Annotated in this window: 9 protein-coding genes; 1 reads left to right on the top strand and 8 read right to left on the bottom strand. The window is 71.1% G+C overall.

What is annotated here, in order from left to right:
* Positions 1-158: 158 nt before the first annotated feature.
* The 8 genes from ACZ3IG_RS31485 to eccD all read right to left on the bottom strand — a co-directional run bounded on the left by ACZ3IG_RS31485 (position 159) and on the right by eccD (position 9557).
* Positions 159-524 carry a hypothetical protein gene (locus ACZ3IG_RS31485; protein ID WP_467436338.1) on the bottom strand — a complete coding sequence of 122 codons (366 nt, stop codon included), beginning with the start codon at positions 522-524 and terminating at the stop codon, positions 159-161.
* 7 nt (positions 525-531) lie between these two features.
* Positions 532-981, bottom strand: a complete 450-nt coding sequence (locus tag ACZ3IG_RS31490) for a YbaB/EbfC family nucleoid-associated protein (protein WP_467436340.1) — start codon at positions 979-981, stop codon at positions 532-534.
* A 36-nt stretch (positions 982-1017) separates the two neighbouring features.
* Complete coding sequence (locus ACZ3IG_RS31495; RefSeq protein WP_467436342.1) at positions 1018-4968, bottom strand: AAWKG family protein; 3951 nt, start codon at positions 4966-4968, stop codon at positions 1018-1020.
* Between the two features lie 92 nt (positions 4969-5060).
* Positions 5061-5507, bottom strand: a complete 447-nt coding sequence (locus ACZ3IG_RS31500; RefSeq protein WP_467436344.1) for a type VII secretion system-associated protein — start codon at positions 5505-5507, stop codon at positions 5061-5063.
* Between the two features lie 119 nt (positions 5508-5626).
* Entirely contained in the window at positions 5627-5950 is a 324-nt protein-coding gene (locus ACZ3IG_RS31505; protein WP_467436346.1) for a WXG100 family type VII secretion target, read from the bottom strand.
* A 50-nt stretch (positions 5951-6000) separates the two neighbouring features.
* On the bottom strand, positions 6001-6339 hold the full coding sequence (locus ACZ3IG_RS31510) for a hypothetical protein (RefSeq protein WP_215165128.1): 339 nt from the start codon (positions 6337-6339) through the stop codon (positions 6001-6003).
* A 170-nt stretch (positions 6340-6509) separates the two neighbouring features.
* Positions 6510-8102 carry a type VII secretion protein EccB gene (gene eccB, locus ACZ3IG_RS31515; protein WP_467436348.1) on the bottom strand — a complete coding sequence of 531 codons (1593 nt, stop codon included), beginning with the start codon at positions 8100-8102 and terminating at the stop codon, positions 6510-6512.
* A gap of 54 nt (positions 8103-8156) precedes the next feature.
* Complete coding sequence (gene eccD, locus ACZ3IG_RS31520) at positions 8157-9557, bottom strand: type VII secretion integral membrane protein EccD (RefSeq protein WP_467436350.1); 1401 nt, start codon at positions 9555-9557, stop codon at positions 8157-8159.
* A 363-nt stretch (positions 9558-9920) separates the two neighbouring features.
* On the opposite strand from eccD, the gene eccCa reads away from it, so the two are divergent.
* On the top strand, positions 9921-13868 hold the full coding sequence (gene eccCa / locus ACZ3IG_RS31525; RefSeq protein ID WP_467436508.1) for a type VII secretion protein EccCa: 3948 nt from the start codon (positions 9921-9923) through the stop codon (positions 13866-13868).
* The last annotated feature ends 6 nt before the right edge of the window (positions 13869-13874 follow it).

A 13874-nucleotide genomic window follows, 5' to 3' on the forward strand; every position in this document is an offset into this window, starting at 1 on the left:
GACAGTTCCCGCACCCGCCGCGACAGCCGTCCGTAGGGCTTGCCGTTGGCGTAGGCCTTGTCCTCGTCGGCCTGCAGCATTTTCTCGCCGATCAGCACGAACAGCAGGTTGTTCAGCTGCGGCGAGACCTGGATGCTCATCGGGGGCCGTCGGGTCCGTCAGTGCCTGCCGCCGCTGTGCGTGCCGCCGGTGTTGCCGGTGTCGATGGAGGAGTCGTGGATCGCTTCGAGGTTGCCGCCCTGCGTGCCCAGGATGTTCTTCAGGTTGGCGAGCGTGCCGTCGCCCACGCCGACGATGGCGTCGGTCAGGGCCTTGCCGGTCGAGATCGCGCCCTCCCGCTGCTTCTTCTCCTGCGGGATCATCTGCTCGGCGTAACTGTCGTCCTTGCCGCACCAGTCGGCGGTGGCCGACACATCGGTGATGAACTCGTTGATGATGTCGACGGCGAAGTTGCTGATCGCCTGGATCTGCCGGGTGCCGGACGCCAGGGCCGCGGGGTTGGCGAAGTACGCGTTGTCCGTCATCGTCTCCTCAGTCCTCCGGGTCTTCGCTGATCTCGTCACGGAGCCGGCCCGCGCCACGGCGTCGGCCGTTCTTCGGTCCGTCCAGCACACCGGCCCCGAAGATCTTGTTCCAGTCCACGTCGAAACCGCTCAACTCGGGCGTCCCCGGGTTCGCCTTCGTGAAGGGCTCGAAGGTCGACATGACCCTGCGGGCCATCCGGGCCCGCGCCTCCTGCACCGCCTCCAGCACGCTGGCAGCCAGCTGACCTGCGGGCATCGTACGGTACTTGTCGTCCAGGAAGCTCAGCGCGGTCAGGTCGCCCTGTGCGGAGACGGTCACCTCGACGGCGCGGTCCGCCGAGCGGACCGTCGCCTCCGCGTGCGCCAGTTCGCCCTCGGCGCGTGCCACCGCGGCCTCGGTCGCCTCCAGTTCGGCCATCGCCTTGGCGAGCCGTTGCTCGATCGACTCACTGTTCACCCGGTCACCTCGACTTCCTTGCCGTACTTCACCGTCTCAGCGCCCGATGACCGCGGGCGCGCCGCCCTCGTCGGTGCCCCAGACGTCGTCGTCCTCGGCGAGCCACGCCTCCCGGGCCCGGTCGCCGCTCTCCGTCGACGTACCGCCCTGGCCGGGGCCACCGGGGCCGCCCACCGGGTAGGGAGAGCTGGAGGTGGTCGGCCGGGTGTAGACGATGTCCTCGTCCTCGTCGACGGCCGCCGCCCGCACACCGCGGCCCCCTCGGGCGCTGCCACCGGCCGGGTCGGTGAGGACGGCGCGGGTGCGCTCGCTGGTGCCCTGGCCTCCGCCGGCGCCCCCGCCCATGGGCGGCATGCCCCCGCCCATGCCGCCCATGCCGCCCATGCCCATCGGGTTGAGCGGGGTACCGCTCGCGGCCTGCTGGGTGGTGGCACCGTTGAGGGAGGCGAGGGTCCCGCTGTTGCCCGAGCGCAGTGAGCCGTCCTCGTACGGGGTGCTGTCGTAGTCCTCGTAGTAGTCGTCGAGGGAGGAGTCCGGGCCGCCCGACGAGCTGAGCGAGCCGCTCAGCCCGCCGCTGTTCAGCCCGGCGGAACTGGTCAGGGTGGACGGTGAGTCGAGACCCTCGGTGCTCGGGCCACTCGTGTCCAGGCCCTCGGTGTCCAGGCCCTCGGTGTTCAGCCCGTCCGTGTTCAGGCCGCTGGTGTCCAGGTCCTCGATGTCCAGGCCGCTGGTGTCGAACGGGGACGTGGACAGACCGTCGCCGTTGAGATCGGTCGTGGTGGTGTGACCGGCGGCGTCGGTGGTCGTGAGCTGACCGGTGTCCGGGTTGAGGACCTGCGTGGAGCCGTCGGGGAACTCGGTGGTGAGGGTGCCGTCGTCGTTGAGGGTCGTGGTCGACCCGTCCGGGTTGGTGAACGACTCGCCCGGGTCCAGCTGCTGCGTGGTGACGTTGCCCGACGGATCGGTGACGGTGAGGTCACCCGTGTCCGGGTTCAGCGACACCTCCGAACCGTCCGCGAAGAGGGTGCGCAGGGTGCCGTCGGAGTCGAGCTGGGCCGTGCTGCCCTCCGGCGTGGTGAACGTGCCCGCGGCCGGGTCGAGGTCGCTGGTGGTGACGTTCCCGGCGGGGTCGGTGGTGGTCAGCTCGCCGGTGTCGGGGTTGAGGACCTGGGTGGAGCCGTCGGGGAATTCGGTGGTGAGGGTGCCGTCGTCGTTGAGGGTGGTGGTGGAGCCGTCGGGGTGGGTGAACGACTCGCCCGGGTCGAGCTGTTGGGTGGTGACGTTGCCGGAGGGGTCGGTGACGGTGATCTGGCCGGTGTCCGGGTTCAGTACCTCCGTCGAGCCGTCCGGGAAGGTGGTGCTGATGGTGCCGTCGGAGTTGAGCCGCGAGGTGGAGCCGTCCGGCGTGGTGAAGGTGTCCGAGGCCGGGTTGAGATCGTTGGTGGTGACGTTCCCGGCGGGGTCGGTGGTGGTCAGCTCGCCGGTGTCGGGGTTGAGGACCTGGGTGGAGCCGTCGGGGAACTCGGTGGTGAGGGTGCCGTCGTCGTTGAGGGTCGTGGTCGACCCGTCCGGGTTGGTGAACGACTCGCCCGGGTCCAGCTGCTGCGTGGTGACGTTGCCCGACGGATCGGTGACGGTGATCTGGCCGGTGTCCGGGTTCAGCACCTCCGTCGAGCCGTCCGGGAAGGTCGTCGTCACCGTGCCGTCGCCGTTGAGCTGCGAGGTCGCGCCGTCCGGCGTGGTGAAGACACCGTCGGTCGGGTTGAGCGTCGACTCCGTCACGGTGCCGTCCGGGGCGAGGGTGCTGACCTGCCCCGTCGTCGGGTCGAGGGTCTGCTCGGTGCCGTCCGGGAAGAGGGTGGTCAGCGTGCCGTCGTCGTTGAGCGTGGTGGTCGAGCCGTCCGGGTTGACGAGGCTGGTGCCCGGGTTCAGCTGCGAGGTCGACGTCACGCCGTCCGGTGACGTGGTGGTGACCAGGCCCGTGCCCGGGTCGATGGTCTGGCTGGAGCCGTCGGGGAACGTCGTGGTCAGCGTGCCGTCGTCGTTGAGCTGAGTGCTGCCCCCGGTGGGGGAGTTCAGCAGCGACGACCCGCTCCTCTTGTCGTCGTCCGGGTTCGTCGACGTCACCGGGTTGCCCGTCAGCGGATTCAGCGCGGACAGGACGCTCGTCTCGGGAGTGGTGTTCCCGTTCAGCGTCGTGTCGTCGGTGATCGGGTTCCCGTTGCTGTCGAGCCCCAGGTTGTTGAGGTCGTCGGTGATCGTGCTGCCGTCGGTGTTGCCCAGGTCGTTCAGGCCGTCGCCGAGTGTGTTGAGACTGTCGCCCAGCCCCTCGTTGAGGTTGTCGAACCCGTCACCGAGGTCGTTCAGACTGTCGTTCAGCCCGCTGTTCAGATCGTTGAGGTTGTCGCTGAGCCCGTCGTTGAGGTTCTCGAAGCCGTCGCCGAGGTCGTTGAGGTTGTCGTTCAGGCCGTCGTTGAGGTCCTTGAAGCCGTCGCCGAGGTCGTTGAGGTTGTCGTTCAGGCCGTCGTTGAGGTCCTTGAAGCCGTCGCCGAGGTCATTGAGGTTCTCGTTCAGGTCCTCATTGAGGTCGTTGAAGTCGTCGCCGAGGGTGTTGATGTTGTTGTTCAGGTCATCGAGGTAATCGTTGAGCTTGTCGTTGTTCTTGTTGGCCTCGTCCTCGGCGAGGTCGGCCTCCTGCTCCGCGAGTACCTCGGAGAGCGTCTCGGAGTTCTTGTTGGTGACTTCCTTGGCGAACACGTCCTGCACGTCGGCCCAGGCGTTCTTCACGCTGCTGAGCGCCTCGATGGCCGGCTGCTTCAGCATGCTGTCCGCGTGGTTCGACCAGCTCTCCACGGCTGCGTCGGCGATCTTCGTCCAGGTGGTGTGCTGGGTGAGGTCGCCGTACGGGGAGGTCTGCTTGAACTCCTCGGTGGTCGAGTAACTCGTGTACGTGCCGCCGCCGCTGGGGCTGTAGTAGGTGCTCGTCTTGACGTTGACGTGGGGGATGTTGTTCTCGATCACCCACTCGGTGAGCTTGTCGAGGATCTGCTTGACGTGGTAGTGCGGGTCGTGTTTGCCGTCCTTGGCCCAGTTGGACCACGCCGTCTGGAGGCTGGTGACCGCCTCCTTCAACGCGAGCTGTGCGGCGGCCAGGGCGTCGCTCAGCTCCGATTTCGGGACGTAGCCGCCCAGCGTGCTGTTCTTGGCGGAGTAGTCACGGCCGCCCAGCTGGGAGACGTACCCGTCGTAGTTGGTCTTCAGCTGGTCCAGCAGGTGCCAGAAGAGGCTGGCCGCCTTCCCCTTCCACGCTGCCTGGTCCGAGCCCAGCGAGGTCATCCACTGGTTGACGATGTCCGAGTGGTGCTGGAAGAAGTGCATCGCCCGGTCGAAGGACTGCCCGGTCTCCTCGAACGACTTCAGCTCCACGGCGTTGTCGTCGATGACCGACAGACCGCTGTAACTCCAGCCCTTCGTCGAGTAGCTCGGGGACGACAGCAGCTGGTCCAGGGCGAGCTTGCTGCCCGAGATGTACTGGGCCATCGGCCCGGAGTCCCACTTCACGTGCGAGTAGGAGCCCTCGAACGCGCCACCGCTGGTGATCTGCCCGTCTCCCCACAGGGTGGCGCGGCCGTCGGAGTCGACGGTCACGCCGATCATCACGATCCGCGCCTTCTTCAGGCTCACGCTGTTGTGCGCGCCGTCCCCGCCCGCGTCGTAGAAGGCGAGGTCGTAGTCCTCACCGTTGTTGACCTGCCAGCCGCCGATGGCGGAGTAGTCCGCCTCCGACACCGCCCGCATGCTCTGCCCCTTGATGTCCATCCGGAACAGCTTCAGATCGGAGAAGTCGTCCCCGCTGTCACTGCTGAGCGTGTCGAACAGGGAGGAGCGGGGCGGAATCGTGTAACCGGTGAAGTTGGAGACGGCCTGGGCGAAGTAGTCGTCCGGGTCGTAGGTGGGGGTACCGGAGGTGCTGGTGCCGTCGGCCATGGGGCGGAGCTCCGCTGCTGAGGGGGTGAGGGGAGGAAACGGTGGGGACCGGGCGCGGGCCGGACGGCCGGCGGGGGCCGTCCGGACCCGCGTCAGTCGTCGTTGCCGGTGCCGCTCATGTCGTCGTCGACCGTGTCGAAGATGTCCAACAGCTTCTCGCCGTCGATCGAGGTGAGACTCTCGCCCTGCGTCTTGAGCAGCGTGGTGATCGTCTCGTCCAGAGCGTCGTCGATGTCGTCGAAGAGGGTCTTCTGGCTGGTGAAGATGGAGTCCAGGCTGGTGGCCTGGGTCTTCAGCGCCTCGACCAGCTTGCTGCCGCCGGTCGGGTCCTCGGTGTCACCGCCGCCCATCAGGCCGATCCGCAGGATCTTGGCGGCGCCCGCCGCCGAGCCCGTGCCGGTCTCCGCGACCAGGTTCTTCAGCGACCGGACACCCGCGTTGTCCTTGCGGATGTTCAGCAGGTCGGTGATGAATTCCGCGACGTCGTGGTTCTTGAAGTTCTTGAGCGCCTGCGAGTCCAGATGGGTCAGGTCTGCCATGAAGTGCCTCCGCTGGCGGGAGCGCCGGACCGGGCGTTGCGGCACGGCGACAGTACGGGGAGCTGCCGGTACCGCGCCGGCCGGAGGGGAGCCGGCCGGCGCGGTGGGAACGGGCCGGCTCAGCGGCCGATGGTCACCTCGGACCACATCTGGCTGAGCGAGTTCTCGCTGTACTTGTAGTTGCCGGAGATGTCGCTCAGGAGCTGCGCGTGCGAGGTGAGCAGCTTCTCCATGTTCTGCACCGCGGTGTCCCAGGCGGCCTGCTTCTGGCGGTAGGTGTCGGCGTCGTTTCCGTACCAGGTCTTGGACAGCTCGCTGAGCTCTGCCTCAAGGTTGGAGAGGGTCTGGGCGATCGCCTTGGTCTGCATCACCATGTCGTCCGCCGCGTTCGACATGTGGTTGTAGCTGACGTAGATGTAACCGTCGCTCAGGTTGTCTGCCACGGTCTGCCTCTTTCACACGATGCGGAAGGTGGGGGCGGCCGGACCGGCGGTCAGCCGACCAGCTGGTCGAAGGCCGACTGCGAGGCGTTGTACGCCTGGTTGATCGCGTCGTTCGACGAACCCTGGGTCTTGTTGTGCTCGACGAGGCTCTGGTTCAGCCGGTCGATGACGTCCTCAAGGTTCTTGAGGATGATGTTGCACTGGCCGTCCCACTGCGCGAGGAGCTGGCCGTACTGGCCGCCGTCGCTGCCCTGGTAGCCGGAGCCCAGGGTGGACTTGGTGCTGTCGACGTCCTGGCGGATCTTCATGATGCCGCTGAAGGCCGATTCGAGGGCCTGGATGCCGTTCCGGGTTGATGATTCGCTTGACTGCTGGCCGTCTCCCGCCATCGTCCCACCTTTCGTAAGTCGGATCTCCGTACGAGCAACGTGAGCCTAAAGTGGCTGTAGTTGCCAACACAACAAGCTGAGGAAGATCTGAGGTCACAGACGCACGACTTTCGGAGGGTTTAACCGGCGGGAAACCCGGCCGTACCCTGCCTGGTCAGGCGCCCGGCAAGTCAGCCACCCGCAGCGGAATCTGACGCGGTGCCGGCCCTCGCGGGACCCGTCGGCCCGGCGCCCTTCGCGGCCGCCTTCCCGGCGTCGTCCCCAGGGCTCTTCCCGGCACCGGCACGGGCGTCGGCACCGCTGCCGCCGCCGGCGCACTGGCCGGCCGCCGCCGCGGCCGCCGCGCCCGTTCCCCCGTCCGATCGCGCCGCCGCGGCCGTGTCCAGGTCCGGGCCGGTCGGCAGCAGCGACAGCAGCGTGGACGGCACGCGCACCGCCGACCCGTCGCTGTAGCCGAGCGCGGCGAGCGCCTCCGCGTCCGTGATGCGGTACTTCACCCCGTCGTCGCCCACCAGGAACGTGGTGTCACCGACCGACGCGCCGGCCGCGCCGAGCACCCGCACCAGCGTGCCGTGCCCGGGGCGCATCACCACCCGGTCCACCGCCACGCAGGCCGGCGTGGCCGCCGTCGCGTCCGCCTGCGCGACCGGCGCCAGCGCCGCCTGCTCGACCCGCACCGACGTCACCCGCACCTCGCTGCCGTCGGACTCCACCCGCGTGCACACCGCCTGCTCCGACGGCAGCCGCACCGCGCTCGGCGGGGCGTCCGGCAGCCCGGTCACCGACGGGTCCGTGCCCGTGGTGCCCGGCGCCTGGTGCGCCCGCAGGTCGGAGACACCGATCGCGACGGCCGTCGGGGACTGGCCGCCGTAGACGTCCTCGCGGATGTCCGGATCGCCGAGCAGCAGCGCCGACCGGGTCGCCGTCACGGCGTGCAGACCGTCCTTCTGGAGCACGTAGTCCTGGCTGCCGGAGCCCGCCGTCACCCGGAACACCTGCCCGACCTTCGTCTCGCGCCCGGCCAGCTCAGGCCCCGCCGTGCCCCGGCCGGCGACCCGGGGGGTGGCCAGCTCCGGGCCGCTCACCAGGGCGTCCAGGAACGCCGCCGACACCGGGCGCGGCGTCACCGCGCCGTAGCCCAGGGACTCCGCGGCGCCCGAGTCCTCGTCCAGCTCCAGCCGGCTGCCCTGCCACACCAGGTAGGTCCGCTCGTCCGGCCCCCGCACCACCAGCCCCGAGTCCGCGCCGATCGTGGTGGTCTCCACCGGCGCTCCCGGCACCACCGTCGTCCGCTCACCGGTGCCCGTCGAGCACACCTGCCACGCCGACGTCTCCAGGTCACCGGTGCCCGGCACCACGTCCGGGGCGCCGGTGATGCCCACCGGCGTGCCCACCGGCGTGCCCTTCAGGGACGCGGTGCCCACCGACGTGGTCTCCAGGTCGGCACCGCCGATCAGCATCGCCGACGCGTAGTTGCGCACCGGCCGCAGCCGGCCGTCGGTGTACAGGTAGCGGGCCCCGGTGTCCTTGTTGACGATCAGCGTGTCGCCGCCGCGCCACGCGTCGTTGCCGCCCGGCCGCAGCAGCCCGTAGACGAAGGCACAGGCGGCGACCAGGATGGCGACGATGATGCTGATCAGGGCGCCGCGGGTGGTGCGGCCCAGCGGGCTCTCCGGGGCGTCGGGGTCGGCCAGCAGCATCCCCGAGGTCAGCCGCCCCATCATGAACGTGTGCGCTTGCACCTGGTCGCGCTTGGACCGCACGGTTGCCTCCTGGCTGGTGAGTGGTTCGTTCTCGTCGCGGCGCCGGCCGGCCGGTCAGCCGTTCCAGCCGCGCAGGGCGCCGAACACGCCCAGCAGCCAGAGCGTCAGCGGCAGCAGGGAGATCGCGAGCAGCGAGTGCAGCAGCTCCGCCGCGCGCCCCCAGTACGGCACCAGGCGCCGCCCCGGCACCGTCCACACCGCCACCGTCAGCACCGTCGCCACCACCAGCAGGCCGGCCACCAGCAGCGCCCGGTCCACGCCCCGCAGGTCCAGGCCCCAGCCGAACGCCAGCAGCAGCAGACCCCAGGCGCCGGGCAGCACCAGCACCAGCCGCTGCGCGGTGTTGACCAGCCCCCGGCCGTGCAGGAGCAGCAGCAGCGACAGCACCAGCGCGCACAGCAGCGCCGGCAGGTTCGGCCGGTACGCCAGCGCCACCAGACAAGCCGATGCCAGCACGCCCGTCGCGCCGTACAGCGCCGTCATCCACTCCCCGGCCAGCTCGGTGCGCACCGCCACGTCGGCGCCCCGGTAGGGGTCGATGCCCTCCTGCAACTGGCCGGCGTTGGTCGGCAGCGCCGGCATCCGCATCCCGGCGAACCGGAACGACAGCGCCGGCACCAGACCGCCGAGCAGCACCGTCAGCATCGCCACCGTGCCCGCCGCACCGGCCGGCCGCATGTCGAACACGGTCATGACGGCGCCGCCCACCGCCACCGCGACCGCCGTCAGCGCCGACGCCAGGAACAGCGGCGCGCGCACCGCGGTCACCGCCAGGGCCAGCACCGCGCCGCCCGCCCAGGGCGCCGCCGCGCCCAACAGCCGGGCGCCCAGCACCTGGTGGGCCTGCGGACCGGTCAGCTCACCGCCCGGTACCAGCCAGCCCGCCAGCGCCAGGGCCGGGGAGGCCAGCAGACCGAGGACCGCGCCGGTCGCGCCGTCGCCCACCGCCCGGCTCGCCGAGGCCGCGCCGGCCAGCAGCAGCACCCCGGTGGCACAGGCCACACCCGCCCGCAGCGCCACCGGGCCGCCCGGCCAGGCCAGCAGGGCCAGCCCGGCCAGCACGGCCACGGCGACCAGGACGCGCAGCAGATGCCGCGCCGCCGCCTCGCTCCAGTCGTGCAGCCGGTCCCGGGTGACCGACGCGATGCCGTCCACCAGGTCGTCCAGCCGCACCTCGGGCAACGCCTCGGTGCGCGGCCGCAGATGCAGCGCCTCCCCGTCGGTCAGACCGAGCGAGGCGAGCGTGGCCTCCTCGTCCAGCGGCCGTCCGCCCAGGCGCTGGAGTATCCAGCCGTCGTGTTCGAGGCCGTTCTCCTCGACGTCCTCGCCGGCGTACCGCAGCACCGTCGGCAACAGGTCGGCGACCGGCACGTCGGAGGGCACGGCGAGGTCGATGGTGTGGCGCGGGGCGCGCACGGTCAGATGGCACAGATCGGCCACGGAGGTGTCGGTCATACCGGGGCTCACGTCTCCTGAGCGTCGGGACGGGATGTGGCGTGCGGGTGACGAACCACTGGGGGGTGGGCGTGAAGAGGAGGGACGAGCAGTGAACTGGTGGGGAGGGAGGGGGTGACGTGGACTTACGGAGTTGACGGGGTGCACACTACTGTCACTCCCCGAGGCCGTCGTCAAGGGGAGTCCCGGCAGCGTTCGGGGCACATCACCGGCCGAGCCGTGTCCCGCGCGGCACCGGCCGCCGGTCCCGGAGCCTTCCCCGCGTGCTTCCCCTCCGTACCACCGGGTGCGCGATGACCCGTTAGGAGCCCAGCGTTGAGCGTGGTCCTGTTCCGTCGTCCGGCCCGCCGCCGCGGACCCGACATGCCGAGCGGCGAGTTGACCCTGCAGGAACCGCCGACCCTGATGGAGACCGTGCCGGACACGTCCGCGATCTGGACGTACCTGCCGATGGCCATGATGTCGGTGTCCATGATGCTGATGTTCCTGCGCATGGGCGGGATGGCGTACGGCGCCTTCATGTACATCGCGCTCGGCATCATGGCGCTGGCCGTCGTCGCGATGCTGGTCGGCCAGTACATGCGCAAGGCCGGCGACCGCAAGCAGCGGCTGCGCGGCGAGCGCCGCGACTACCTGCGCTACCTCGCGCAGAGCCGGCGCACCGTCCAGCGCACGGTGGTCGAGCAGCAACTCGCGCTCGCCTGGCGCCACCCCGAGCCGACGGTGCTGCGCTCCATGGTGCGCACCACCCGGCTGTGGGAGCGCCGCCCCAAGGACGTCGACTACGGCGAGGTCCGCGTCGCCGTCGGCGACCAGCAGCTCGCCCTGCGCCTCAACCCCGTCTCCACCAAGCCGGTCGAGGACCTGGAACCGCTGTGCGCGCACGCCCTTCGCCGCTTCATCCGCGCCTACAGCACCGTGCCCGGCCAGCCCATCGCCCTCTACCTGCGCTCCTGGTCCCGGCTGCTGCTCCGCGGCGACCTCGCCGCCGGCCGGGACATGCTCCGCGCCGCCCTGTGCCAACTCGCGGTCTTCCACCCGCCGGAGGAGGTGTGGATCGCGGTCTGCGCCGACGACGAGCACCGCGCCGAGTGGGAGTGGGTGAAGTGGCTGCCGCACAACCAGCACCCGCAGGAGACCGACGGCGCCGGCCCCCTGCGCATGGTCGCCTCCGCCTTCACCGACCTGGAGAACCAGCTCGGCAGCGAGTTCGCCGAGCGGCCCGCCTTCGACCCGGACGCCGTGCCCGGCCGTGACGAGCCGCTGGTCATCGTCGTCGTGGACGGCGCCACCGTCCCCGCCGGCCACCGCTTCGACGGCCCCGGCTTCCGCAACGCCGTCATCGTCGACCTGTCCGCCACCCTCACCTGGCGCCCCGGCCGCACCACCCTCCGCCTCGACGTCACCCCCGACGCCGTCGCCCTGGTGCGCACCGACCGCAGCCGCAAGGAGCAGACCACCGTCCTCGGCCGCCCCGACCGGGTCGGTCCCCGCGTCGCCGAGTCCCTGGCCCGGCTGATCTCCCCGTACCGGATGAGCCTCACCGCCGACGCGGTCGAGCCGCTCTCCGCCGACGTGGAGCTGACCACCCTGCTCGGCATCCCCGACCTGCACCGCCTCGAACCGGACACCCTCTGGCGACGTCACACCGGCTCCGCCCGGCTGCGTGTGCCGGTCGCGGTCGGCGCCGACGGCCGCCCCGTCGAACTGGACATCAAGGAGTCCGCGCAGGGCGGCATGGGCCCGCACGGCATGCTCATCGGCGCCACCGGCTCCGGCAAGTCCGAGCTGCTGCGCACCCTCGTCCTCGGCCTCGCGCTCACCAACTCCTCCGAGACACTCAACTTCGTCCTGGTCGACTTCAAGGGCGGCGCCACCTTCCTCGGCCTGGACGAACTCCCGCACACCAGCGCCGTCATCACCAACCTCGCCGACGAGGCCGCCCTCGTGGAGCGCATGCAGGACGCCCTCCACGGCGAACTGCTGCGCCGCCAGGAGCTGCTGCGCGCCGCCGGCAACTACACCTCCGCCCTGGACTACGAGCGGGCCCGGGCCGGCGGCGCCGACCTCACCCCGCTGCCCAGCCTCTTCGTCGTGGTCGACGAGTTCAGCGAGCTGCTCGCCGCGCACCGCGAGTTCATGGAGCTGTTCGTGATGATCGGCCGGCTCGGCCGGTCGCTCGGTGTGCACCTGCTGCTCGCCTCGCAGCGCCTGGACGAGGGCCGCATGCACCAGCTGGAGTCGCACCTGTCCTACCGGGTGGGCCTGCGCACCTTCTCCGCCATGGAGTCCCGCGGCGTCCTCGGCGTACCCGACGCCTACGAACTGCCCTCCCAGCCCGGCAGCGGCTACCTCAAGAGCGGTGTCGAGGCCCTCACCCGGTTCCGCGCCGCCTACGTCTCCGGCCCCTACCGCCGCCGCCGCGGCGCCGTCGTCCAGGCCCGGGTCGCCAGCCAGGTCGTGCCCTGGTCCTCCGGGTACGTGGTGCCCCGCGCCCCCGCGCCCGCCGCGCCCACCCCGGAGCCGGAGGAGTCGGAGGACGGCGCCACCCTGCTGTCGGTGGCGCTGGAGCGGCTGCGCGACGCCGGACCGCCCGCCCACCGGGTGTGGCTGCCGCCGCTGGACGACCCCTCCCCGCTGGACGCCCTCCTCGGCGGCCTGGAGACCGTCCCCGGACGCGGCCTGACCGCACCCCGCTGGAAGGGCACCGGCAGGCTGCGGGTCCCCGTCGGCCTGGTCGACAAGCCCTTCGACCAGCGCCGCGACCCGCTGATCGTCGACCTCGCCGCGGCCGGCGGCCACGTCGCCGTCGCGGGCGGCTCGCAGAGCGGCAAGTCCACCGTGCTGCGCAGCCTCATCCTCGGCCTGGCCCTCACCCACACCCCGCGCGAGACGCAGTTCTACTGCCTGGACTTCGGCGGCGGCACGCTCTCGCAGCTCACCGGGCTGCCGCACGTCGCGGGCGTCGCGGCCCGGCTCGACACCGAGCGGATCAGCCGCACCGTCGCCGAGGTCACCGCCGTACTCACCCAGCGCGAGCAGTTCTTCCTCGACCACGGCATCGACTCGATGGCCACCTACCGGCGCCGCCGCGCCGCCGGGGAGTTCCCCGACGAGCCGCACGGCGACATCTTCCTGGTGATCGACGGCTGGTCCGCGGTCCGGCAGAACTTCGACCAGTTCATCCCCACGTTCAACCAGATCGCCACCGGCGGCCTCAACTACGGCGTCCACCTCATCGTCGCCACCGCCCGCTGGCTCGAACTCACCGCGCCCGTGCGGGACCAGGCCGCCACCCGCCTGGAACTGCGGCTCGGCGACACGATGGACTCCGTGGTGGACATCCGCAAGGCCGCCGCCGTGCCCCGCACCCCGGGCCGCGGCCTCACCGTCGACTCCAAGCTGCACTTCCTGTCCGCGCTGCCCCGCGGGGACGGCTCGGCCGATCCCGAGACGCTCAGCGAGGGCGTCGCCGACCTGGTCGAGCGGATCGCCGGCGCCTGGGCCGGGCCGCGCGCCCCGCAGGTGCGGATGCTGCCGCACCGGCTGCCCGTCGCCGAACTGCCCGCGCCGGAACTGGGCCAGGGCAACGCCCTCAAACTGGCGCTCGGTCAGGACGAGGAGACCCTCGGCACCGTCTGGCACGACTTCTCCCGCACCCCGCACCTGGTCGCCGTCGGCGACACCGAGAGCGGCAAGACCAACCTGCTGCGGGTGGTCGCCGACGCCATCGTCGCCCGCTACGCGCCCACCGAGGCCCGCATCCTCGTCGTCGACTACCGCCGCGACCTGGTCGAGGCGGTGCCGGAGGAGTACCGGCTGGGCCACGCGGTCTCCGTCGAGGCCCTCAAGCAACTGGTCGGCGGCTCCGCCAAGGCACTCCAGACCCGGCTGCCCGGCCCGGAGATCACACCGGCCCGGATGCGCGGCGCCGACTGGTGGAACGGACCCCGCCTGTTCGTCCTCGTCGACGACTACGACATGGTCGGCGGCGGCACGGTCATCGACCACCCCTTCGCCCCGCTCTTCGAGCACCTCGCCCTCGGCCACGAACTGGGCCTGCACGTCGTCGTCGTCCGCTCCGCCACCGGCGCCGGGCGCGGCCTGGGCGACCAGCTCCTGCGCCGCCTGGACGAGGTCAACACCCCGAGCCTGCTGCTGTCCGCCCCGCCGTCCGAGGGCTACCTCTTCGGCAACGTCAAGCCGCGTGTGCTGCCGCCCGGCCGGGCCCTGCACATCGTGCGGCGCAAGCCGGTGCTGATCCAGACGCCGTTGGCGGCGGGGACGGATGCCGGCCCGTCCGGCGCTTGAGGACGA

The sequence above is a fragment of the Streptomyces sp. NPDC016677 genome (assembly GCF_055562815.1).